Origin of the sequence: Amycolatopsis solani, from assembly GCF_033441515.1 — a bacterium.
In the GTDB taxonomy this organism is placed as follows: domain Bacteria; phylum Actinomycetota; class Actinomycetes; order Mycobacteriales; family Pseudonocardiaceae; genus Amycolatopsis; species Amycolatopsis solani.
The window spans coordinates 483,635-505,523 of the sequence record NZ_JAWQJT010000003.1 but is presented as its reverse complement, the minus strand read 5'-3'; the positions used below and the strand labels follow the sequence as shown (position 1 = coordinate 505,523).

The 21,889-nt window shown below is 72.2% G+C and carries 18 protein-coding genes; 11 read left to right on the top strand and 7 right to left on the bottom strand.

The features are described from left to right. The first annotated feature begins 158 nt into the window (after nucleotides 1-158). Both SD460_RS34890 and SD460_RS34885 read left to right on the top strand, forming a co-directional pair. Nucleotides 159-1,370: a cytochrome P450 gene (locus SD460_RS34890; RefSeq protein ID WP_318307316.1), complete on the top strand. Its 1,212-nt coding sequence runs from the start codon at nucleotides 159-161 to the stop codon at nucleotides 1,368-1,370. After that, nucleotides 1,367-2,233 carry an SAM-dependent methyltransferase gene (locus tag SD460_RS34885; RefSeq protein WP_290054776.1) on the top strand — a complete coding sequence of 289 codons (867 nt, stop codon included), beginning with the start codon at nucleotides 1,367-1,369 and terminating at the stop codon, nucleotides 2,231-2,233. Before SD460_RS34890 ends, SD460_RS34885 begins: the two co-directional genes overlap by 4 nt. Before the next feature lie 17 nt (nucleotides 2,234-2,250). Here the strand turns inward: SD460_RS34885 and SD460_RS34880 are convergent, their stop codons facing one another. Genes SD460_RS34880 through SD460_RS34860 form a run of 5 tightly spaced genes read right to left on the bottom strand, consistent with a single transcriptional unit; the run spans nucleotide 2,251 to nucleotide 7,411 of the window. Beyond that, nucleotides 2,251-3,456, bottom strand: coding sequence for a PucR family transcriptional regulator (locus SD460_RS34880; RefSeq protein WP_318307315.1), 1,206 nt, complete (start codon nucleotides 3,454-3,456; stop codon nucleotides 2,251-2,253). Nucleotides 3,457-3,472: 16 nt separating this feature from the next. Then, the gene (locus tag SD460_RS34875; RefSeq protein ID WP_290057675.1) at nucleotides 3,473-3,838 is read right to left on the bottom strand and encodes a RidA family protein; all 366 of its coding nucleotides are present in this window, start codon (nucleotides 3,836-3,838) and stop codon (nucleotides 3,473-3,475) included. Then, nucleotides 3,835-5,034 (bottom strand): NAD(P)/FAD-dependent oxidoreductase, encoded by a 1,200-nt coding sequence (locus tag SD460_RS34870; protein ID WP_290057674.1) that lies wholly within the window; start codon nucleotides 5,032-5,034, stop codon nucleotides 3,835-3,837. The genes SD460_RS34875 and SD460_RS34870 overlap by 4 nt, the downstream gene beginning before the upstream one ends. Beyond that, nucleotides 5,031-5,975 carry a dipeptidase gene (locus SD460_RS34865; RefSeq protein ID WP_290057673.1) on the bottom strand — a complete coding sequence of 315 codons (945 nt, stop codon included), beginning with the start codon at nucleotides 5,973-5,975 and terminating at the stop codon, nucleotides 5,031-5,033. The genes SD460_RS34870 and SD460_RS34865 overlap by 4 nt, the downstream gene beginning before the upstream one ends. After that, nucleotides 5,975-7,411: an amidohydrolase family protein gene (locus SD460_RS34860; RefSeq protein ID WP_290057672.1), complete on the bottom strand. Its 1,437-nt coding sequence runs from the start codon at nucleotides 7,409-7,411 to the stop codon at nucleotides 5,975-5,977. The genes SD460_RS34865 and SD460_RS34860 overlap by 1 nt, the downstream gene beginning before the upstream one ends. Before the next feature lie 145 nt (nucleotides 7,412-7,556). Between SD460_RS34860 and SD460_RS34855 the strand changes: the two genes are divergently transcribed. From SD460_RS34855 to SD460_RS34830, 6 genes are all read left to right on the top strand, one after another. Beyond that, a complete protein-coding gene (locus SD460_RS34855; RefSeq protein WP_318307314.1) occupies nucleotides 7,557-8,927 on the top strand; it encodes a serine hydrolase domain-containing protein in 1,371 nt (456 codons plus the stop codon). A 125-nt stretch (nucleotides 8,928-9,052) separates the two neighbouring features. Further along, a complete protein-coding gene (locus tag SD460_RS34850; protein WP_290057670.1) occupies nucleotides 9,053-10,333 on the top strand; it encodes an NAD(P)/FAD-dependent oxidoreductase in 1,281 nt (426 codons plus the stop codon). Between the two features lie 105 nt (nucleotides 10,334-10,438). Further along, the gene (locus tag SD460_RS34845; protein ID WP_290057669.1) at nucleotides 10,439-11,851 is read left to right on the top strand and encodes a serine hydrolase domain-containing protein; all 1,413 of its coding nucleotides are present in this window, start codon (nucleotides 10,439-10,441) and stop codon (nucleotides 11,849-11,851) included. Nucleotides 11,852-11,895: 44 nt separating this feature from the next. Then, complete coding sequence (locus tag SD460_RS34840; RefSeq protein WP_318307313.1) at nucleotides 11,896-13,860, top strand: S9 family peptidase; 1,965 nt, start codon at nucleotides 11,896-11,898, stop codon at nucleotides 13,858-13,860. A gap of 67 nt (nucleotides 13,861-13,927) precedes the next feature. Next, nucleotides 13,928-14,185 carry a serine hydrolase gene (locus tag SD460_RS34835; protein WP_318307312.1) on the top strand — a complete coding sequence of 86 codons (258 nt, stop codon included), beginning with the start codon at nucleotides 13,928-13,930 and terminating at the stop codon, nucleotides 14,183-14,185. Nucleotides 14,186-14,635: 450 nt separating this feature from the next. Beyond that, the gene (locus SD460_RS34830) at nucleotides 14,636-16,039 is read left to right on the top strand and encodes an MFS transporter (protein WP_318307311.1); all 1,404 of its coding nucleotides are present in this window, start codon (nucleotides 14,636-14,638) and stop codon (nucleotides 16,037-16,039) included. Nucleotides 16,040-16,086: 47 nt separating this feature from the next. On the opposite strand, the gene SD460_RS34825 is transcribed toward SD460_RS34830, so the two are convergent. Further along, complete coding sequence (locus SD460_RS34825) at nucleotides 16,087-17,307, bottom strand: PucR family transcriptional regulator (protein WP_290057665.1); 1,221 nt, start codon at nucleotides 17,305-17,307, stop codon at nucleotides 16,087-16,089. 65 nt (nucleotides 17,308-17,372) lie between these two features. Further along, nucleotides 17,373-17,936, bottom strand: coding sequence for a TetR/AcrR family transcriptional regulator (locus SD460_RS34820; protein ID WP_290057664.1), 564 nt, complete (start codon nucleotides 17,934-17,936; stop codon nucleotides 17,373-17,375). A 93-nt stretch (nucleotides 17,937-18,029) separates the two neighbouring features. Between SD460_RS34820 and SD460_RS34815 the strand changes: the two genes are divergently transcribed. From SD460_RS34815 to SD460_RS34805, 3 genes are all read left to right on the top strand, one after another. Next, complete coding sequence (locus SD460_RS34815) at nucleotides 18,030-19,247, top strand: amidohydrolase family protein (RefSeq protein WP_290057676.1); 1,218 nt, start codon at nucleotides 18,030-18,032, stop codon at nucleotides 19,245-19,247. 79 nt (nucleotides 19,248-19,326) lie between these two features. After that, complete coding sequence (locus SD460_RS34810; RefSeq protein WP_290057663.1) at nucleotides 19,327-20,103, top strand: alpha/beta hydrolase; 777 nt, start codon at nucleotides 19,327-19,329, stop codon at nucleotides 20,101-20,103. Nucleotides 20,104-20,187: 84 nt separating this feature from the next. After that, a complete protein-coding gene (locus SD460_RS34805; RefSeq protein WP_290057662.1) occupies nucleotides 20,188-21,852 on the top strand; it encodes a DUF885 domain-containing protein in 1,665 nt (554 codons plus the stop codon). Nucleotides 21,853-21,889: the final 37 nt, after the last annotated feature.

The following is a 21,889-nucleotide window of genomic DNA, read 5'->3' as shown; positions in this document are numbered from 1 at the left end:
CGGCGCGGGGTACGCGGAAAGCCTTCTCTGAACGGAGCTCATGACCATGGCCGCACCCACGGTGGCGGAACCCGCTGTCGCACCCGGCCGGGTGCCCGGACTGGGCCACCTGCCGCGACTCGTCCGCGACCGTTTCACTCGCCGACGCCGGCGACGTCGTGACCGTCCTGATCGGACGGAAGCCGGTCCACCTGATCACCACACCCAGGCTGGTGCGGTCGGTGTTGCTCGCCGGCGGTGACGTGTTCCGCCGCGGCCGCGTCTTCGAGAAGGCGACCAAGACCTTCGGCGCCGGCGTCATCGTGGCCGACGGCGACGCGCACCGCCGGCAACGCCGGCTGATGCAGCCCGCCTTCGGCAGGCACCGCATCGCTTCCTACGTCCCGGAAATGCGGGACGCCGTCGAGCGCGGCAGCGCGAGGTGGCAGCCGGGGGAGGTGCTCGACATCCCGCGCGTCACCCACGAAATGGCGGTGGACGCTCTGGTCCACACGCTGTTCAAGGCGGAGCTCGCCGACGGGGCGGCGGAGCGGATCATGGCCGCCTTCCCCGGGATCGTGTCCGGGATCATGGCGCACACGGTCTACCCGGCCGACTGGCTCGAGCGGGTGCCGATCAAGGTGAACCGCCGCTACCGGAAGTCGTCCGACGAAGTCCGGCAGGTCGTCGACGACGTGATCGCGCGCAGCGACGGCACCGATTCGGCCGGCGCGAGCCTGCTGGACGTGCTCGTCAAGGCGCACGGCGCGGGCTTCGACCGCGAGCTGCTGCGCGACGAGGTCGTCACCCTGCTGATCGCCGGCTCGGAGACGGTCGCCACCACCCTCGCCTGGGCCCTGCACGAGATCGCGGGCCACCCGGCCGTCGAACGGCAGCTGGTGCGCGAGCTCGCGACCGAACTCGGCGACGCCCCCGTGCGGCACAGCGACTTCGCCCGGCTGCCCGTCCTCGACCGGGTCATCAAGGAGACACTGCGCCTGCACACCTCGAACTGGCTGCTGACCCGGCGGGCGACCGGGCCGACGACCCTCGGCGGGTACCGCATCCCCGCCGGCGCCGAGGTCGGGTTCAGCCTCACGGCCCTGCACCGCGACCCGAAGGTGTTCGACGTCCCGCTGGCGTTCGACCCCGACCGGTGGCTCGACGAGAACCTCGCCGGGTACGCGGCCGACGCCATGATGCCGTTCGGCGTCGGCCGGCACCGGTGTCCCGGCGACACGTTCGCCTGGGCCGAACTGGGCGTCGCGCTCGCGACGATCCTGCGGGAGTGGCACCTGATCCACCCGCCCGGGTCGAAGGTCCGGGAGCTGCCCTTGGTCACGGTGCAGCCGGCGGGCCTGCGGCTGGTCGCGCGGAGGCGGGCCGCGTGAGCGACGTCGGACTGGCCGGGGGAGTGAGCACGACCGCCCTCATGATCGCCGCCACCCGGGCCATCGAGACCCACCGCCCGGACGGCCTGGTCCGGGACCGCTACGCCGAGCACTTCGTCCGCCACGCCCGGACCGGAGTCGCGATGCCCACGCGCATCGAGGACGTCGAGGAGGGCGACGCGCACCCGGTGTGGGGTCGCTTGGGCGCCTACTGCGGCCTGCGCACCCGGGTCTTCGACGACGTGGTGCGGGCGGCGGCGACCCCGCAGGTCGTGCTGCTCGGCGCCGGCCTCGACACCCGGGCGTTGCGGCTCGACCTGCCCGCGGCGGAGCGGGTCTTCGAGATCGACCGCGCGGACGTGCTCGGCTTCAAGACCGCGGTTCTCGACTCGGCCGGGGCGCGGGCGAGGGTGCGCGTCGACCGGCTGGCCGTCGACCTCGCCGACGGCTGGGACGGCGCGCTGCTGGCCGCCGGGTTCTCGGCGGAGCGGCCCACGACGTGGATCGCCGAGGGGGTGCTGCCGTACCTGCCGCGTCCGGTGGAGGAGCGGGTGCTGGCCCAGGTCGACCGGCTGTCCGCCCCCGGCAGTCACCTGGGCTACGAGATCGTGCCCGGCCAGGAAACGGCCGGGTTCCGCGACCACGAGCTGTACGCGGGCACGGGCGAGGCCATCGGGTCCCACCTGCCGAGCCTGCTCGACGGCGACGCCCGTCCCGACTCGGCGGCGGCGCTGCGGGCGGCGGGCTGGGAGGTCACGGAACTTCCGGTCGCCGACTACACGGCGCGCTACGGCCGCGGCCCGGACCCGGCCGTCGACGACCCGATCCGCCAATCCCGGTGGGGCGTGGCCCGGAAGGGGTGAGCCGCGCGGCGGTCACCTCAGATGTCGCCGAGGAGCTTCGCCGCCTTGATGCCGAGGTGCAGGACGAGGCGGCGTTCGCCGTCGCCCAGGTCGAAGCCGGTGAGCTCCTCGATGCGGCGGAGCCGGTGGTAGACCGTCGCCCGGTGCACGCCGAGGCGCTCGGCGACCGCGCGGGAGTCGCCCGCGCGGTCCAGGAAGGTCTCCGCGGTGACGAGCAGTTCGGGGTCGGCGTCGACGAGCGCCGTGATCGCGCTGGCCACCCCCATCCCGCGGAGCTGCTCGCGCGGCTGGGCGGCCAGCAGGGCGTAGATCCCCAGCGCGTCGTGGTGCGCGACGGGCCGGAACCGGGGGATGACGTCGGCGACCCGGATCGCGTCGAGCGCCTGCCGGTACGACGTCGCGGCGTCGGCCAGCCGCGCGGCCGGACCGCCCACCCCGGCGACCACGGCCCGCCAGCGCTCGGGGCGCCCCAGCCGCCGCTCCGCCGACGAGCACAGCTCGTCCGCGACCCGGGTGGCCCGCTCCGCCGCGCGCTGCGTCACGACGAGCAAGCCGTGGCGGGGGCGGACCAGGACCATGCTCTCGCGCACCGGCAACGCGCCGGCGGCCGCGCGCAGCGCCGCGCCGAGCGCCAGGCGGTCACCCGCGTCGACCTCCTGACCGGCGACCGGCAGGGGCGCGACGACGACGGCGACGACACCACCGCGCTCCGCGAAGAGATCGGATTCGACGAGTCCGTCGGCGGCGAGGGCGCGGGCCGCGGGGTCGTCCGACAGCAGATCACGGAGGAACTCCCCGACGCGGGCGTCGTGCAGCTCGCCCAGGGTCCGCTCGCGGAACAGCACCTCCGCGGCTTCGCCGGCCGCGGCCCCGGCGAGCGCGAGCCCGGCGTCGTCCACCGGATCGTCGGCGTCGATGAGCCACAGGTAGCCGAACTGGACGCCCTGGAACCGGATCGGGATGGCGACCCGGGGGAGCAGGCCGAGCTCCGGGGCGGCGGGAAGGCGGACCGGGCCGTCGGCGCGGGCGAGCCGGAACCGCCGGAGCCAGGCGACCCCCTCCGGTGGCGCCTCGCGGGTCAGGATCACGCGCGCCCGCATGTCGTCGATCGGGCCGGCGTGCGCGCTGTAGGCGAGCAGCCGGAAGTGGACGTCGTCGACCGCGACCGCCCGGCCCAGCCGCCGGGCCAGGGTGTCCACCACTCGCTGCAGGCCTTCGCTCACGCCCGCGAATCTAACTTCAGGGGGTCGCACCGAGCCACGCGACGACGTCGAGCTCGACACGGAAGGGTGGTACCAGCCGCGCGCCGATCGTCGTCCGGGCGGGTCGCCGGCCGGGGAACTCCTCGAGCCAGACCTCGTTGTAGCCCGCCCAGTCCTCGAGGTCGGCCAGGTAGGCGGTGACCTTGAGCAGCTGGTCCGGCTGCGCCCCGGCCTCGGCCAGCACCCGCCGGACGTTCGCGAAAGCCGCGCGAGCCTCGTCGGCGAACGACCCGCCCACCGGCCGCCAGTTCTCGTCGACCCCGACCTGGCCCGACAACAGCAGGAGATCGCCCTGCCGGCGGAACGCCGGTGCGGGCGGCGGGGTAACCGGGTCGGCACTCATCGAAGCCTCTCTCGGCGCAGCGGGTCGAACGGAGTCAGCTCGGGCACGGACGTCCCGGCCGTGATCTGGGCGGCGAGCAGCTTCCCGGTGACCGGTCCCAGCGTCACACCCCACATGCCGAGGCCGCCCGCGACGTGGACGCCGGGAACCTTCGTCGCCCCGATCAGCGGCAGGCTGTCGGGGGTCAGGGGCCGGGACCCGACCCACGGCTCCCGCACGTCGTCCCAGCCGCCGTCGAGCAGGGGGCGCAGCGAGCGCAAGACGGCGTCCAGGCGGCGGCCGTCGAAGGGCGCGTCCCGGTCGGCGATCTCCATGGTGCCCGCGACGCGGACCCGGTCGCCGTACGGCGTGAGCGTCACCCGGGCGCTGGGCAGGTAGACCGGACCCTCGAGCGGTTCGGGGAGCCGGACACTGCACGAATACCCGCGCCCGGCCTGCACCGGCACCCGCACCCCCAACCGGCGGCCCAGTTCCGGCAGCCACGCGCCCGTCGCGAGCACGACGGCGTCAGCCCGGTGCGGCGGGCCGGCCCAGGTGTCCACCTGCAGCCCCCGCGGCCCGAAGCCGACCGACCGCACGTGAGCGCCTTCGACGATCTCGCCACCCCGCTCGCGCACCGATCCGGCGAGCGCGTCGAGGAACGCGCCCGGCGCGAGGAACCGCTGCCCCTCCAGGTGCAGGACCTGCGTGACGCGGTCGGAGAACGGAGCCTCGTGGCCCGCCGAGATCCGGTAGGACGCGCCGGCGAGCTCGTGTTCGAGCCCCGCGGTGTCCTGGCCGGCGGTGAACCCGATCCGGAGGGCTCGCTCGTGGACCTCCGCCGCGACACCGCCCTTGAGCAGCTCGTCGAAAGTGCCGAGGCTGTCCGCCGCCAGCGGCCCGAACGCGGCCATCCCGCGCTGCCACCGGGACGCGGTCGCGTTCCGGGCGAACCCGGCCAGGAACGCCACGGGCGGCCGCCCGCTCACCGAGACCGGCGAGCCCGGGCTGAGCAGGCTGCGCACGCCCTCGCGCAGCAAGGCCGGCTCCGCCAGCGGCGCCACCATGGCCGGCACGAGGTAGCCGGCGTTGCCCCACGAGGCACCCGCCGCCACGCCCGACCGGTCCAGGACGGTGACGTCCGCGCCGTGCTCCTGCAGGAACCAAGCACACGAGAGCCCGACGACACCGGCGCCCACGACCACGACGCGGGTCATCGCCACACCTTTTCCGCCAGGCGCAGGAAGTTCCCGCCCATGATCCCCTCCACTGTCTCCGGTGTGTGACCGCGGTCCAGCAGGGCCGCGGTGATGGCGGGCAGGCGTTCCGGCTCGATGAACTCCAGCCGGTCCCACTGCGCGTAGCTCGCCGGGAACAGGTCGGGGTTGGCGGCCAGCTCGTCATCGACCTGGTCGAAGCAGTAGTCCAGCCCGAGGCCCACGTGCTCCCAGCCGACCAGCTCCACGGCGTGCTCGACGTGGCGGACGAGCGCCTCGGTGCTCGCGTCGTTGTCCCCCAAGAACATGCCCACCCCGTTGATCCCGACGACGCCCCCGGTCGCCGCGCACGCGAGCAGCTGGTCGTCCCGGACGTTGCGTGGATCGTCGTGCACCGCCCGCGCCGCCGTGTGGGACACCACCACCGGTGCCGTCGACGCCGCGAAGACGTCCATCGACGTCCGGTACGAGCAGTGCGCGGCGTCGACCACCATGCCCACCCGGTTCATCTCGGCCACCACCTCCCGGCCGAACTCCGTCAGGCCGTGGTCGGTTTCGTCGTGGCAGCCCGAGCCGGCGGCGTTGCGCTTGTTGTAGGTCAGCAGCATGGTGCGCACGCCCAGGTCGTAGTAGGTCTGCACCAGGTCGGTCCGGCCGCCGAGCGGGCGGGTGTCCTCCAGGTCGAACGCGACCGCGAGCCGTCCGGTGGCCTCGGCCTCGCGCACGTCGCCGGCCGTGCGGGCCAGGACGTAGCGGTCGGGCCGCGCCAGCAGCTGGTGCCGGAACCCCGAGACCACCTTGATCGTCTCCGCGACGTCGTGCGGCGCGTAGCCGACGTTGACCGACACGAACGACGCGCCCGCCTTCGCGTACCGCCACAGCACGTCGACGTCGGTGTCCGGGTCGAGCGGAAGGCAGCAGTGCTGTTCCCACACCGGCATCAGTGGTCTCCGCTCACGCAGGAGGGGCACCCGGGCAGACGTGCGCCGTGGTGGATGGCCTTCTTGAAGCGGGCTTCTTCCTCGAGCGCGGGACCGAGTTCCGCGGTCAGCAGCGGCTGCTCCGGCAGCGCGTCGCGGTCCACCACGGCGCCGTCCTTGATGACGGCGTGGATGCTCTGGTAGTTCTTGGCGCCCAGCAAGGGGTTCTCGTCGAGGACGACGAGGTCGGCGATCTTGCCGGCCTCGATCGTCCCGAGGTCGTCGTCGACGTGGTAGGCCTCGGCGATGTTGCGGGTGGCCGCGTGCAGCAACGCCATCGGCGCCATGCCCTTTTCCTCCATCGCGCGCAGCCAGACGAAGTGCCCGGTCGCCAGGCGGCCCAGTGCCTCGTCTTCGGGCAGGCCGTTCCAGGTGCCCTTGATCATCGGCTCGTTCATGACCTCCGGGGCGAAGATGCCGCCGTCGTTGGCGAGCAGGATCGACGCTCCCGAGCCGATGAGGTTGCGGGCGTTGGTGTCCGAGGCTTTCCACAGCGTCCACTCGAAGTCCGAAATGGACTCCCTCAGCACCTTGATACCGTTTTCCGTCAGCGGGAAGATGACGGCGCCGCAGTTCTTCTCGGCGAAGAGTTCGAGGGTTTCGCGCGGGATTTCGGTGGGGCCCGTCATGTTGCAGTGCTGCACGAGGTCGCAGCCCGCTTCCAAGGCCATCCGCAGGCCTTCGACCGTCCCGGTGTGGGACTGCGCGGTCAGCCCGGCGCGGTGAGCCTCGTCGACGATGACGCGCTGCGTGCGTTCCGAGAACTGGAGGAAGGCGCCGGCCGAAGCCCCGCCGTGCTCGTTCGACGCGTACTTGACGAAGTCGACCCCGCGTTCGAGGTAGGCGCGGACCTCCTTGCCGACTTCTTCGGGCGTCAGCCACATCAGGTGCCGTCCGACGTTTTCGACCCAGGCCGCGTTCACCCGGTCGACGAAGCGGGAGCTGCCGACGCCGGGGATCCGCTTGTCGAAGTCGTCGGAGAACGGGCCGTCGAACCCGACGATGTTGCCGGCGCAGCGGATCCGGCTGCCGGGCGTCTCGCCGCGGTCGATGCGGTCGCGGACCGCCGTCAGCGCCCGGCGCGGTCCCCAGGTGTCGAAGACCGTCGTCAGCCCGTTCTCCAGCGCGACCTGCGCGGCCTCGGTGATCAGGTCCTCGTAGCGCCCCTCGTACCGGACGAGCGTCTCGAAGAGCACGTTGACGAGGAGGTGCACGTTGGCGTTCATCAGCCCGGGGATGAGGAACTTCCCGCTGAAGTCGAGGGTCTCGGTGCCGGTCAGCTCGTCCGGGCGGCCGATCGCCGCGATGCGGCCGTTCTCGATCAGGACCGCGCGGCCTTCGACGCCCTTGTCGGTGACGCCGTCGATGACGGTCGCCCCGGTCAGCAGGAGTGACATCGTCGTCTTCCTTCCGTTCTCCAGCGAGTCACCTCACGCTAGAGCCCCGGGTTTGGCCCAGGTATGGACAGGAGTCGTGCGGACGTAGTTCTCGATGCGACAGCTGTCGCATCCCTTGTGGCCTTTCACCTGGCAGGATCGACTGATGCTCACCTCGAACGAACTCGCCGAGCGGCTGGCCCGGCTGGCGGAGAAGTTCACCGTGACGGGTGCGTCGGCCGCGCTGTGGCACGACGGCACGCTCGTCCGGGCGGAGACCGGGACGGTCAACGTGGACACCGGCGCTCCCGTGCTGCCGGGCACGCTGTTCGCGGCCGGGTCCGTCACGAAGACGCTCACCGCGTCCCTGGCGATGACCCTGGTGGACGAGGGACGGCTCGACCTCGACGCCCCCGTGACGGCGTACCTCCCCGGCTTCACCACGGCCGACCCGGACCGCTCGGCGGCGATCACCGTGCGCATGCTGCTCACCCACTCGTCCGGCCTGCCCGGCAACTACCTGCCGGACCTCCCGCCGGGCGACGACGTGCTCGAACGGCTGATGGACGAGCTCGCGACGCTGAACGTCACCGGCGAGCCCGGCCGCCGGTTTTCCTACAGCAACATGGGAATGAGCACCCTCGGACGCCTGGTGGAGGTGATCACGGGCGAACGCTTCGACGTCGCCTTGCGCTCCCGGATCCTCCAGCCGCTCGGCATGACCGCGACGGCGGACGCCGAGGAGATGCTGCTCCACTCGACCGCCGTCGGGCACGTCGTGGACGGGACGGTCAGGCGGGTGCCCCGCCTGCGGGTCTGGCCCGAGTACGGCCCGGCCGGTTCGCGCTTGTGGCTCGACGTCGAAGCCCTGATCCGCTTCGGGCGGATGCACCTCGACGGCCACCCCCTCCTGTCGGCGGCGGCCGTCGAGCAGATGCGCACACCCCAGTACGACGACTTCTGGGGCTGCCTGCCCGGGTGCGCGAACTTCGGGCTCGGCTGGGGGATCTTCCGGGAAGGCGACGACCCGGTCCTGACGCACTCCGGCGCCAACCTCGGCATGCACTCGACGCTCTACGTCGTTCCCGGGCAGAAGGTCGTGCTGGCGGTGCTCACCAACAGCTCCACCGGAGGGATGCTGCATTCCACGCTGTGCACGGAGCTCCTCGACGAGTTCTTCGACGTCCAGGGCCCGGCCCCCATCGCTCCACCTGAATCTCCCTTCGAGGTCGACGGTGCACGGTTCGCCGGCCGCTACCGGGCCTCCGACGGGCAGGTAGCGGTCGAGGTGCACGACGGGCAGCTTCACGCGCGGTTGCTCCCGGACGCCGGCCTGACCGAATGGGATCGCCTGATGGGCAGCCGAACCGGCGGTGGCCAGGCCGTGCCGATCACCTGTGTCGACGGCGAGCGGAGCCGGTTCGTCCTGGACACCGGCAGCCCCGGGAGTCACGTGGCGGTGCAGTTCTTCGAACCGGACCCGGACGGCCGCTTCACCCTGGTGCGGTTGGGGACGCTTTACGAGCGGACACCCTGAGTCCGCCGCCGGGCGACTACAGATGTCGCGCCGGAAATGCCGGATCGACGACGACGGTCGACTGTGCTCCCGCCCGCCGTGCCCGAGACTGACGCCACGGATTCCGTTCGGCGAAGGGGACGCGCATGGTGGACGTGGTGGTGGTCGGCGCCGGGGTGATCGGGTCGTCGATCGCGCTCGAGCTGGCCCGGGCGGGGCGGAAGGTGGTCGTGCTGGACCGTGCTCCCGGGGCGGGGCAGGGGTCGACGTCGGCGTCGAGCGCGGTCGTGCGGTTCAACTTCTCGACCGCCGCCGGGGTGGCGATGGCGTGGGAGGCGCACTTCGGCTGGCGGGACTGGGCCGGGCACCTCGGGCACGACGTCGGTGACCTGGCGACGTTCCGCCGGTCCGGGTTGGTGATGCTGGACGTCGACGCTGCCCCGCGCGGGTCGTGGTTGCCGCTGTTCGACGAGCTCGGTGTCCCGTACGAAGAATGGGACAGCGCAACATTGGCCGACCGGGTTCCCGGCATCGACACCGGCCGCTACTGGCCGCCGAAACGCCTCGAGGACGAGGAGTTCTGGGCGGATACGCGGGGCACGCTCGGCGGCGTGTACACCCCGGACGCGGGGTACGTCTCGGATCCTTCGCTGGCGGCGGTCAACCTGGCCGCCGCGGCGGCCGCCGAAGGCGCGCGGTTCCGCTTCCGCGCCACGCTCGCCGACGTCGAGAAGTCCGGTGGCCGGGTGACGGCGGTCCGGCTGGCGGACGGCACCCGGATCGCGTGCGGGGTGGTCGTCAACGCGGCCGGGCCGTGGTCCGGGGCGGTGAACCGGCTGGCCGGGGTGGGGGCCGACTTCACCGTCGGCGTGCGCCCGCTGCGGCAGGAGGTCGCGCACGTCCCGGTCCCGGCGGGGTACCGCGGGCCAGCGGTGGCGGACACGGACCTCGGCACCTACTTCCGCGGCGAGGTCGGCGGCGACCTGCTCGTCGGCGGCACGGAGCCGGAGTGCGACCCCCTGCGGTGGGTCGAGGATCCCGACGCGGTCGACGTCCACCCGACGGCGGCGGTGTTCGAGGCCCAGGTGACGCGGGCGGCGCGGCGGCTGCCGGAGCTGGCGGTGCCGAACCGGGCGCGCGGGGTGGTGGGCGTCTACGACGTGGCGGACGACTGGACCCCGATCTACGATCGCACGGACCTCGGCGGTTTCTACGTCGCGATCGGGACCAGCGGCAACCAGTTCAAGAACGCCCCGGTGGTCGGGCAGGTGCTGGCGGAGCTGATCGACCGGGTCGAGAACGGTGCCGATCACGACGCTTCGCCGGTGCGGTTCCGGGCGCCGCGCACGGGTCTGGAACTCGACCTGGGCGCGTTTTCCCGGCGGCGCAAGAGGAATTCCGCGAACTCGGGTACCGTGATGGGCTGAACCCCGGCCCGGGCCCGAGGCACTCGACATCTGTCGATTCCGGACCGGGAAGAATGCGACGGTTCGAGCGTGTGCCGACCCGTGTTCAGTGGCAGGGTCCGAAGAATGATTACGTCAGACGAACTCCAGGTGAGACTGGCGGAGCTTGCCGCCACCACCTTCGTGCCGGGCGCCGCGGCGGCGATCCTCTACGGCGAGGAAACCGTCAGCGCCGTGACGGGTACGGCGAACATGAAGACCGGTGCGCCCGTCGTTGCGGACACCCTGTTCGCCTCCGGCTCGATCTGCAAGGTCTTCACCTCGTCACTGATCATGACGTTGGTGGACGACGGAGCCGTCGAGCTCGACGCGCCGGTCCAGCGCTACCTGCCGGATTTCACCCTCGCCGACCCGGTCAAGTCGGCGGGCGTCACCGTGCGGATGCTGCTCAGTCACACCTCCGGGCTACCCGGCACCTACTTCCCCGACGACCCGGCGGGCCCGGACGCCATCGAGAAGTTCATGCGGCGGCTCGAGGCCGTGCCCTTTCCCGGCACGCCGGGCCGGCAGTGGAGCTACAGCAACCCGGGCATGGTGACGCTGGGACGCATTGCCGAGGTCGTCACGAAGCAGGCCTACGACGACGCACTCGAGCAGCGCATCCTGCGCCCGCTCGGGCTCAACGCCACGACGTACTCGGACCGGATGATCATGGGCTCGACCGCCGTCGGCCACCTGGCCGACCCGGCCACGGGCACCGTGGTGCCGGCGCCGCTGTTCCGCAAGTACTACGGCAACGCGCCCGCGGGCTCGACCCTGTGGCTCGACGTGGCCGCCCTGATCGGGCTCGCGCGGCTGCACCTCGACGGCGGTCTCGGACCTGACGGGCGCCGCGTGCTGTCGGCGGAGTCGGTGGCGGCGATGCGGACACCGCAGGCCGACATCTGGGGCGGCTTCCCCTACCCCCGGTGGGGGCTGGGATGGGGGATCGTCGACGCCGGCGACCACCGGCTGGTGGCGCACGGCGGTGGCAACATCGGCATGCACTCCGCGTTGTGGGTGCTCCCGGACCACCACGCCGCGGTCGCGGTCCTGACCAACGGCAACACCGGAACCGGCCTGCACATGGCGCTTTCCGCCGAGATCCTCGAGCGGGAGTTCGGTGTGGAGCTGCCGGCTCCGCCGTCGGCGCCCGAGGTCCCCGAATCCGTGGATCCCTCGTTGTACGTCGGCCGGTACGGATCGGTGGAGGGCACCTTCGCGGTCACGTGTGGTGCGGACGGCGGCCTGTACGTGGTGGAGGAGGAGTGGGCGCCCGCGCTGGCGGAGGCAAGCCGGCTGATGGGGCTGGTCGGTGGACCGCGAGAGCCGACGCCCCTCCCGATGACCTGTGTCGACGCCAAGCGGTCCCGGTTCTTGGTGGGCATGGGACCGGCGGGGGCACCGATGGCATCGGTGCCCATGGAGTTTTACGAGGCGGACTCTGTGGGCCGGCCCAGGCTGGCCCGTCTGTCTTACCTCGCCGAGCGGGTCGGTTAGTGCCGCGCGGCAAAGAAGTCCTGGAGCAGGAAGGAAGATCGCCAGTGGAAAACCTGGAGACGACCGAAGCCCATCGGACGGTCACCGAGCACCTGCGTGCGGTGCACGAGCCCGCTTTCGGCCGCCCGCACGCCCTTCGCGAACCGCACGTGTCCCGCGACGGCACGCGCGTGGTGGTCACCGGCGCGGTGCTCGACGAGCTGAAGGGCGTGCCGCGGACCGCCGTCTACACCGCGCAGGACGGCGAACTGCGGCCGGTGACGAGCGGCACGGGCTCGTCGCGGCAGCCGCGGTTCTCCCCGGACGGCAGCACGCTCGCGTTCCTGTCCGACCGGCGCGAAGCGGGGCAGTTCCAGCTGTACCTGCTCGCCGACGACCGGTTCGGGGAGGCGCACGCGGCCCCCGCGGTGCCCGGGACGGTCGAGTACGCGCACTGGTCGCCCGACGGCGAAAAGGTGCTGCTCGGTGTGGCCGGCCTCGGCGCCGACCTGGCCGGCGGCCAGGGCTCGGGCACGAACTCGCGGCAGGTCGAGGAAAAGCCGTCGTGGTTCCCGAAGCTCGACGACGGCACGCACGAAGCCGGGTGGCGCAGCCTGTGGGTCTGCACCGTCGCGACCGGCGAAGTGACCCGGGTTTCGCCGGACGGCCTGAACTGCTGGGAGGCCGCCTGGTGCGGCAGCGGCCAGGTCGTGGCGATCGCGTCGGACGCGCCGGGCGAGGACGAGTGGTACACCGCCCACCTGACCCTGATCGACCTGAGCGGGGACACGCGCAAGCTGCTCGGCAGCGACGTCCAGCTGGGGCTGCCCGCCGGTTCGCCGGACGGCAAGTGGGTGGCGGTCGCCGAGGCCGTCTGCAGCGACCGCTGGCTGGTCGCGGGGGACCTGCTGCTCGTCGAGACGGCGACCGGCGCCGTGCGGCGGCTCGACACGCGCGGCACAGACGTCACGTACCTGGAGTGGGTCGACGCCGAGCGCCTCGGTTACGTCGGGCTGCGCCGGCTCGACTCGGTCGCCGCGGTCATCACCGTCCCCGGCGGCGACGTCGAGGAAGTGCTGTCGACGGACCTGGCCTGCCACGCCGGCTCCTTCCACCCGCAGGGCTCCTTCACCGCGGACGGCCGCGTCCTCACCGTGCAGGACTCCTACGAGGTGGAGCCGCACCTGGTGCTGAGCGGATCGCCGGTACTCGCGTCGATCGCCCACCCGGGAACGGAGTTCCTCCGCTCGGTGGCGGGGACCGCCGAGGCCGTCACGTGGACCGCGCCGGACGGGCTCGAGATCGACGGGATCCTCTGCCGCCCGGCCGGTGAGGGCCCGTTCCCGCTGGTCGTGAGCATCCACGGCGGCCCGATCTGGTCGTACCAGAACACCTGGTCGATGCGGTACGCCTGGGTGCCGCTGCTGGTGCAGCAGGGGTACGCGGTGCTCAGCCCGAACCCGCGCGGCAGCAGCGGCCGCGGGCAGGAGTTCGCCGGCCGCGTCGTCGCCGACATGGGCGGCGCCGACACCCACGACTACCTCTCGGGCATCGACGCGCTGGTCGAGCGCGGGCTCGCCGACGGCGAGCGGGTCGGGCTGATCGGCGGCAGCTACGGCGGGTTCATGTCGGCCTGGCTGGTCACCCAGGACACCCGCTTCGCCGCCGCGGTCCCGGTCTCACCGGTGACGAACTGGTACAGCATGAGCTTCACGAGCAACATTTCGGCGTGGGGCAAACGCTTCCTCGCCGCGGACCCCGAGCAGCCGGGCACCCGCGCCCACACGCGCAGCCCGGTGCTGCAGGCCAGCAAGGTCCGCACGCCGTGCCTGAACGTCGCCGGCGCGCTGGACAACTGCACGCCGCCGGGTCAGGCCCAGGAGTTCCACCAGGCCCTGGTGGCCCACGGCGTGCCGTCGGTCCTGGCGATCTACCCCGAGGAAGGCCACGGCGTCCGCGCGTTCCCCGCCCAGCTCGACTTCCTGGCGCGGGCGCTGTGGTGGTTCGAGCGCCACATGCCCGCGTCGTGACCGAAGGCCGGCAGCGGGCCTGCCCACCGTCCTGCGCGGCGACGAGGTCACCGCGGCCGGGTCCGGCGTGCTCAACCTGGCTACCGGGGCCACGTTTTCCTACTCCAACACCGGCTTAGTACTGGCCGGCCGGGTGATCGAGAAGCTGACCGGCGGCACCGGGGACGCGGCCGTCCGCGACCGCATCGCCACCCCGCTCGGCCTGGCCCACACCGGCACCCTGCCCGAGGAAGCGCTGCTCCACCGCGCCGCCTCGGGACATGTTCCCGGACCCTCGGTCGCTCCGCAGTGGAGCTGCCCCGGGCGATCGGCCCGGCCTGCCTGATCCACTCGACGGCGGCGGACCTGCCGGCCTTCGCCCGCCTGCACCTGAGCGGCGGTCTGGCTCCGGACGGCACCCGGGTGCTCAGCGAGCAGGCCACCGCCGAGATCCGGCCCGGACGGCCTCTTTCTGGCGCGCCAGAAACTCGGCGCTTCCTGGCTGCCGGTGACGTTTTACCGGCTCCCCACCGGGGAGCCGTACGTCCACCTGGGCGGCCGCGCGACCCCGAAGATCTGAGAGCCGGTGCGCGACAGGTGTCGTGGCGGCCCGGCCAGAACGCGACATCTGCTTGTAGAGCAACCCGGAAGTGAGCGGCGACACTCATGCATCCGCTTCGGCGACTGCGCGAGGAGCACGCCTCGATCCGCAGCTGCCGGTCACTGAACTCCGCCGGAACCCGGTGACCGAAGCGGACCCGGCACACCCTGTTCCCGCTCTCCCAGGAGGCCGCGCATGTCCACATCCACGATCACCACCGCACGAGGACAGAGAACCGGATCGCTCGCCGCGGCCGTCCTGAGTGCCATGGTGCTTGTCTACAGTGTACTGGAATCGATGCTCGTCCCGGCACTGCCCCTGATCCAGCAAGGTGTCGGCGCCTCGACCGCGTCGATCACCTGGGTCTTCACCGGGCTGCTGCTGTCCGGCGCGATCTGCACCCCGCTGATCGGGCGGCTGGCCGACCTCCACAACAAGAAAATGGTCTTCTTCGGAGTATGGGGAGTGGCTGTGGCCGGCGTGCTCATCGCCGCCGTGGCCACCTCGATCGGGGTGCTCGCGATCGGCCAGGTCCTGCAAGGCGCCGGGCTCGGGTTGGTCCCGCTGGCGATCGGCATCCTGCGGGACACCCGGCCCGCCGAGAAAGCCAAGGGCGGCAACGGGGTGCTCGTCGGCATGTCCGCGCTGGGCTCCGTCGCCGGCTTGCTGCTCGCCGGCCCGCTGCTGACCGTGCTGTCCTACCACTGGCTCTACTGGCTTCCGCTGGCCGCGCTGGTGCTCCTCGGCATCGTGGCCGCGGTGGTCCTTCCCTCCACTCCGGCCACCGGCGAGGGAAAGATCGACTGGGCGGGCGCGGTGCTGCTCAGCGCCGGGTTGTTCGGGGTGCTCATCGCCCTCACCGAGGCTCCCACGTGGGGCTGGTCGTCGGCGAAGTTCCTCACGCTCGCCGGCGCGGGAGTGGTGCTGGTGGCGGTGTTCGCGGTGGTCGAGCGGCGGATCGAGCGGCCGTTGGTCGACCTGCGGGTCGGCGGGAAAGCGGTGCTCGTCACGTGCGTGGTCGCGTTCACGGCCGGCTGGGCGACGTACGCGGTCTTCCTCGCGCTGCCGACGATCGTGGCCGCGCCGCCGGCCGCCGGGTACGGGCTCGGGGCCACGCCGACGACGACGGGATTGCTGTTGCTGCCCCTCGGGCTGGCCGGTGCCGTTTCGGCGGCGCTGACCGGGCGGCTGGAGCGGTTGCTGGGCAGCAAGGTGGTGATGGTGCTGTCGTGCGTGCCGCTCGTGGCGTCGTCGGCGATCCTGTTCCTGGCCCGGAACGACGGCGGCATGCTCGCGCTCGCCTCGGGACTGGCCGGGCTCGGCGTCGGCGTCGGGCTGACGCAGGCGATGAACATCGTGTCGTCGTCGGTGCCCGCGGAGCGGGTGGCCAGTGCCAGCGGCTTCCTCCTGGTCGTGCGTTCGGTCGGCGGGACGCTGGGCGCGCAGGTGTCGGGCAGTGTCCTGGCGAGCGACCTCGTCCCCGGGACGCCTCTGCCCACCTGGTCCTCTTTCGGCACGATCTTCGTCATCTCGATCGTGGTCGGCTTCGGCGCGATCGCGGCGAGCGTGGCTCTTCCCCGGCGCGTGGCGAGCCTGTGACATCCCGCGCCGCCCGGCCCGCGTCTTGCCGGGGCGGGCGGCGCCGGTCAGCGGCCGAGGTGGTCGCGGTAGGCCGCGGCGAGGACCCGCAGCTTGAGCCCGAGGTGCAGCATCAGCCGGTCGTCGCCGGAGTCCAGGCTGCAGCCGGTGATCTGCTCGATCCGCTTGAGCCGCTGGTACAGCGTGGCGCGGTGGACGCGCAGGGAGTCGGCGGTGCGCTGGATGTTGCCGCCGTGGTCGAAGAAGGCGGTCAGCGTGGGGAGCAGGACGTCGTGGGTGTCCTCCCGCTCGATCGCCGCGAGCGCCGGCACCCCGGACGAGTCGAGCAGGTCTTCCGGCGGCAGTTTCAGGAGGAGTTCGTAGGGCCCGAGCTCGCCCCAGCGGGCCAGTGCCCCGATACCGGGCAGCAGCGAGGCGGCGCGGGCGGCCAGGAGCGCTTCACGGTAGGACGTGACGACGTCGCCGAGGGTCGTCACCGTGCCGCCGAGCCCGAACACCGGCCGCGCTTTCTCGTCGCCGAGCCGCCGGAAGCGGGTGGTGATCCGTTCGGCCACCGCGTCGACCAGCGTGCGGGACGGCGGAACCCGCTGCACGAACAGGATCCACGCGCGGGACCGGTGCGCCGCCATCAGCGCGACGTCGTCGGGGACCGCGCGGACGCCTTCCTCGACCGCCGCCTCGAACGCGACCTCCCGCGGCGCGGCGGTCGTCCGCGAAGCCGGGCACTGCACGGCGAGCACGGTGAAGTGGGTGCTCTCGTCGCCGAAGAGCTGTTCGGCGCGCAGGTCTTCGATCGCCTGGACGCGCGCGGCCGGGTCGCCGGAGACGAGCTCGCGGAGGATGCCTTCCTGCCGTGCCTTCGACCGCTCGTGCAGCAGCAGCCGGCGCAGCAGTACCGCTCCCGCGGTGTCGGCGGCCGCACCCGCGGCCGTCGTCTCCTGTTCGGTGAAGGTGCCGTTCTTGTCGATCAGCCACAGGTAGCCCAGCAGCATGCCGTCGCAGCGGACCGGCGCGCACAGCCGCGGCGCGCCGCCCTCGACGTCGACGACGGCGGGCGCGACCCAGTGGTCGACGCCCTGGGCGAGGAGGTGGTCGACGATCCGCGGTTCGACCGCCCGGTTCAGCACCGAGCTGACGCGCATGGCGTCTTCGTCCCCGAAGTGGCGGCTGGCGGCGAGCAGGCGGATGGCCGGGTCGTCGATCGCGACCGAGCGCTGCAGGCGCTCGGCGAGTTCGTCCACGATGGACTGGAGGTCGCGGTCGGACACGGCGCCCCTCTCGTTTCGGCGGCTGCCGTCCACCGTAACCCGCGCGGGGCCGGAGTCGCCCGTCCTCATGCGGGAGGCGCCGCCAACGAGACGATGAAGCGCTCGGCCGCGGCGTCGACCTCGGCGGCCGGGGTCAGCAACCGCTGCAGCAGCAGTCCTCGCAACCCCGCGGTGGCGATGACGCTCCGCTGCTTCGCGTCCGTCGCCGTGGCCCCTTCACGGAGAGCCGCCGCTTCGAGGAGGCGCGCCAGATCGTCGAGGCCGGCGACGAACTCCTGGAACGCGTCCGGTTCGTAGACCGCCAGCCCGGCCAAGCGGAAGAAGGCCCGGATCCGGTCCTCGTGCGCGGCGTTCGCGTAGAAGTCCCAGATGGCCCGGCACAACGTCGCGAACCCCGGTTCGCCGCCGGCCGCGGCGATCACCCGGTTGTCGCGGCGGCGGGCTTCCGAAAGCACGGCGGCCAGCAGGCCCGGCCGCGATCCGAAGTGGTAGGTCAGCAGCGTGTGGTGCACGCCGAGGCGCTCCGCCACCTGACGCATCGACAGGTTCGGCCCGGGACCACCCCCGCCGAATTCGTCGAACAGCGCCTGCAACAGGCGTTCCCGTCCTTCACCGACCGGCGATCGCACGCTGCCTCCCTTGACGAGTTCACCACTGTTTAGTACGTTACCGCACATCCAATTCACCACTGTTTAGTACGTGGGGGAGGTTTCTTGACCGACGTGTGGTTCGCCGGCGGCGTGGTCGCGGACGGGTCGGGCACCGACCCGGCCCCGGCCGACGTGTGCGTGGCCGACGGCATCATCACCGCGGTCGGCCGGGCGCCGGCGGGCGCGACGACCGTGGACCTCGGCGGCATGCTGCTGACGCCCGGGCTGATCGACGCCCATGTCCACTTCGGACTCGCCAGCCCGGTCCGGGCCCAGTTCGGGTTCCAGCTCTCGGCCGCCGAACTCGCCGCCGACATCTTCGCCACCGCGGGGCACGCGCTCGACGCGGGCTTCACCACGGTGCGCGACACCGGCGGTATCGACGGCGGCGTCGTCGACGTCATCGCGAAGGGCAAGGTGCGGGGTCCGCGGGTGCTGTCGTGCGGTCCCGTGCAGTGCCAGACCGGCGGGCACGGTTACTACGGGGCGGCGTGGGAACCGACCGAGCTGTGGGCCACGCACCACATCCCGGGGCTCTGCGCCTTGTCGCTGATGTCGGGTAACGCCGACGAGCTGCGGCGCAACGTCCGCGAGTCCTTCCGCCGTGGGGCGACGTTCCTGAAGCTGTGCGTCACCGGAGGTGTCGTCGGGGGACACGACCGCCTCGCCGACACCCAGTTCACGTCCGAAGAGATCGCCGTGGCGGTGGAAGAAGCGGCCGCGCGCGGCACCTACGTCACGGTCCACGCGCACAACAACGCGGGCATCCGCAACGCCGTCGTGGCCGGCGTCCGCTGCGTCGAACACGGGACCGGGATCGACGAGCCGACGGCCCGGTTGATGCGGGAGCACGACGTGGCGCTGGTGCCCACCTTCGCCGTGGTCGAGCAGCTCATGGACACCGAGAGCATGGACCTGGATCCGGCGGCGCGGGACCGCGTCACCGGCGTCCGGCAGCGGATGGCCTCGGCACTGGAGATCGCCCGGGCCGCGGGCCTGCGGATCGGCCTGGGCTCCGACCTCATCGGACCGGGTCAGCGGCGCCGGGGCGAGGAGCTGCGCCTGCGCGCCGAGCTGGAGTCACCCATGCGAGCGCTGGTGTCGGCCACCAGCGTCAACGCCGGCATCCTCGGCCTGGGTGAGACCGCCGGGATGATCCGCGCCGGGATGCGGGCCGATCTGGTGGCCTGGCAACGAGATCCGCTCCGAGACGCGAGCGTGTTCGCGGATCCGGAGATGGCCGTTCTCGTCGTGAAGGACGGCCGCGTCGTGAAAGGAAAGGCTCGATGAGCGGAATGCTGCACGGCTGCTTCGCCGACACTGAGTACTTCGAAATCACGGCGCGGTCGGGGCGCGCTACGGCGTCTGGGTGACCACGCCGCCCGGCTACGCGGACTCCACCGAACCGCTGCCGCTGATCTACGTGGTGGACGGCAACTGGGCGGTCGGCCTCACCGCGCCGCTCATCGTCGTCCAGGCGGACCCGTACCTGAAGATCGCCCCGTACATCCAGGTGAGCGTCGGCTACGCCGGTGAGGAGGCCGCCGACTGGGCCCGGCTGCGCAACCGCGACCTCGTGCCGCCGGGAGAACCCGTCAGCGACGGGATGGTGGCGACCCTCGCGGCGGCGCGTGACTCGGGCGCGATGACCCAGGAGTACCTGGACGCCTACCTCGCCGAGCTGGCGGACACCCGCGCGGACGTCTTCCTCGGCTTCCTGACCGACGAGCTGCACCCGGTTTTGAGCTCGCGGCTGCGGGTCAGCGAGGGCGGGCACGGCCTGTTCGGCTATTCCTACGGCGGTCTTTTCGCCCTCTACGCCTGGCTGCGCGAGGCGGTTCCGTTCGCGACCTTCGGCGCCGGCAGTCCCGGTGTCGTGGGCCCGGACAGCCGGATCTTCGCCCTGGCCGGAGCCCAGCCGGAAGACTCGGCCGGTCCCCGGCTGCACGTCACGCTGAACGAAGCCGAACTGCTGGGGGAAATCCCGCTGTACCGTGAAATGTCCCGCCACGTTCTCGCGGTGCTGGAACAGGTGCACGGCCGGGGACGATCGCGGGACGTGTCGCGCACGGTGTTGCGCGAGACGCACCTCACCGGGCTGCAGGCGTCGTTCCTGAGCTACCTGAAGACGTGCCACGCACACTGAGCGCGACAATCGTGCGGCGTCACGCGGGAAAAACGCGACTGTTGTCGATTCCCGGTGGCGTGCCACGGGGTTAGGTTGGCCGGCATGATTTCACCGAGTGAGCCGGCCGACGAACTGTGGGCGCACCTGCGGCGCACCCAGCCGCAGTTCGCGCTGCACGCGGGTGAGCCGGTCACCCAGCTGCCGCGCGGCACCCACGAAGAGGCGAGTGAGGCCGCCGCACTGGGCCGCCGGCTGCTGGCCGGACTCGGTTCGGACGCCGGCGCGGACAGCTCGACCGCCGCCGTGGTGCGCGAGCTGGCCGGCACCCTGGCCGGTGGCGACGAGGACTACTGGTGGAGCTTCCCGGTCGCGCCGTACCAGAGCTTCGGGTGGACCTTGTTCGGCCGGCAGGTGTTCCGCCCGTTCACCTTCACCACCGGCGACGACGCGCGACGCTACCTGTCACTGGCCGCCGACTTCACGCACGCCGTCAACGCCGCGCGGACCAAGCTCGCCGGTCAGGCCGAACGGGGCATCCGGCTGCCGCGCGCGGCCCTGCCCGGCTTCCGGACCGCCGTGCGTGCGCACCGCTCCGCGGCCTCGGAGTTCCTGCGGCCGGCGGAGTCCCGGCTGGCCGGCCTCGGCACCGCGGCGCGCGGGGCGCTGGTCGACGGCGTGGACCGGCTCATCGCCGGCGAACTGCTGCCCGCCTTCGACGCCGTATTGTCCTATTTGGACGGACCGGGTGCGCGGGGCGCGGTCGAGGGCATCGGGCTCGGCCAGTACCCCGGCGGTGACGCGGCGTACCGCAGGCTGGTACGCCAGTACGCCACCTATCCCATCGAGCCCGCCGACGTGCACGAACTCGGCCTGGCCCGGGTCGAGCAGCTGACCGAGCAGCTGGCCGAGGTCCGCCGGGAGATCGGCTTCGACGGCGACGAGACCGCTTACCGGGCCCGGCTCGAAGCCGACCCGCGCTTCCACGCTCCCGATCCCGAGCACGTCGCCGAGACCTACCGCAAGCACATCGCCGCCATCGAACCCTTGGTCGGCCAGTGGTTCCAGGTCCGGCCGCGGGCGGAGTACGGCGTCGCCCGGCTCGACCCGGAACTGGAACCGGGCATGACGTTCGGCTACTACGAGCCGCCCATTGCGGCCAACCCGGTCGGCCGCTACCGGTTCAACGGGTCCGGCCTGGCCGACCGCGCGCAGATTTCGGCCGCCGCGCTGATCTTCCACGAGCTCGTGCCCGGTCACCACTTCCACCTGGCGCGCCAGGCCGAGGATCCCGCGCTGCACCCGCTGCAGGCGCAGGGCGCGGCGGAGGCTTTAGGCGCGTATAGCGAGGGCTGGGCCGAGTACGCGGCCTCGCTCGGGTTCGAAATGGGTCTCTTCGCCGATCCGTGGGACCGCTACGGCGCCCTTCTGCACCAGCGGTTCGTGGCCCAGCGGCTCGTCGTGGACACCGGGCTCAACCTGCTGAGCTGGTCCGAGGACAAGGCTCGCGCGTACATGGCCTCGATGACCATGGAGTCGCCCGCCCAGGTGGCCTCGGAGATCCTGCGCTACGGCACCGACCTGCCCGCCCAGTCGCTGTCCTACCGGCTGGGTTTCGAGAAGTTCTGGCAGCTGCGCGGCCTGGCGGAGCGGGAGCTGGGCAGCCGGTTCGACGTGCGCGAGTTCCACGAGACCGTGCTCGGCCACGGCGCCCTTCCGCTCACCGCCGTCGAGCACAACGTCAAGGCCGCGCTGAAGTTCACTACTTAACTAGTGAAATGTGGTACCTTCGCCATCGTCGATGACG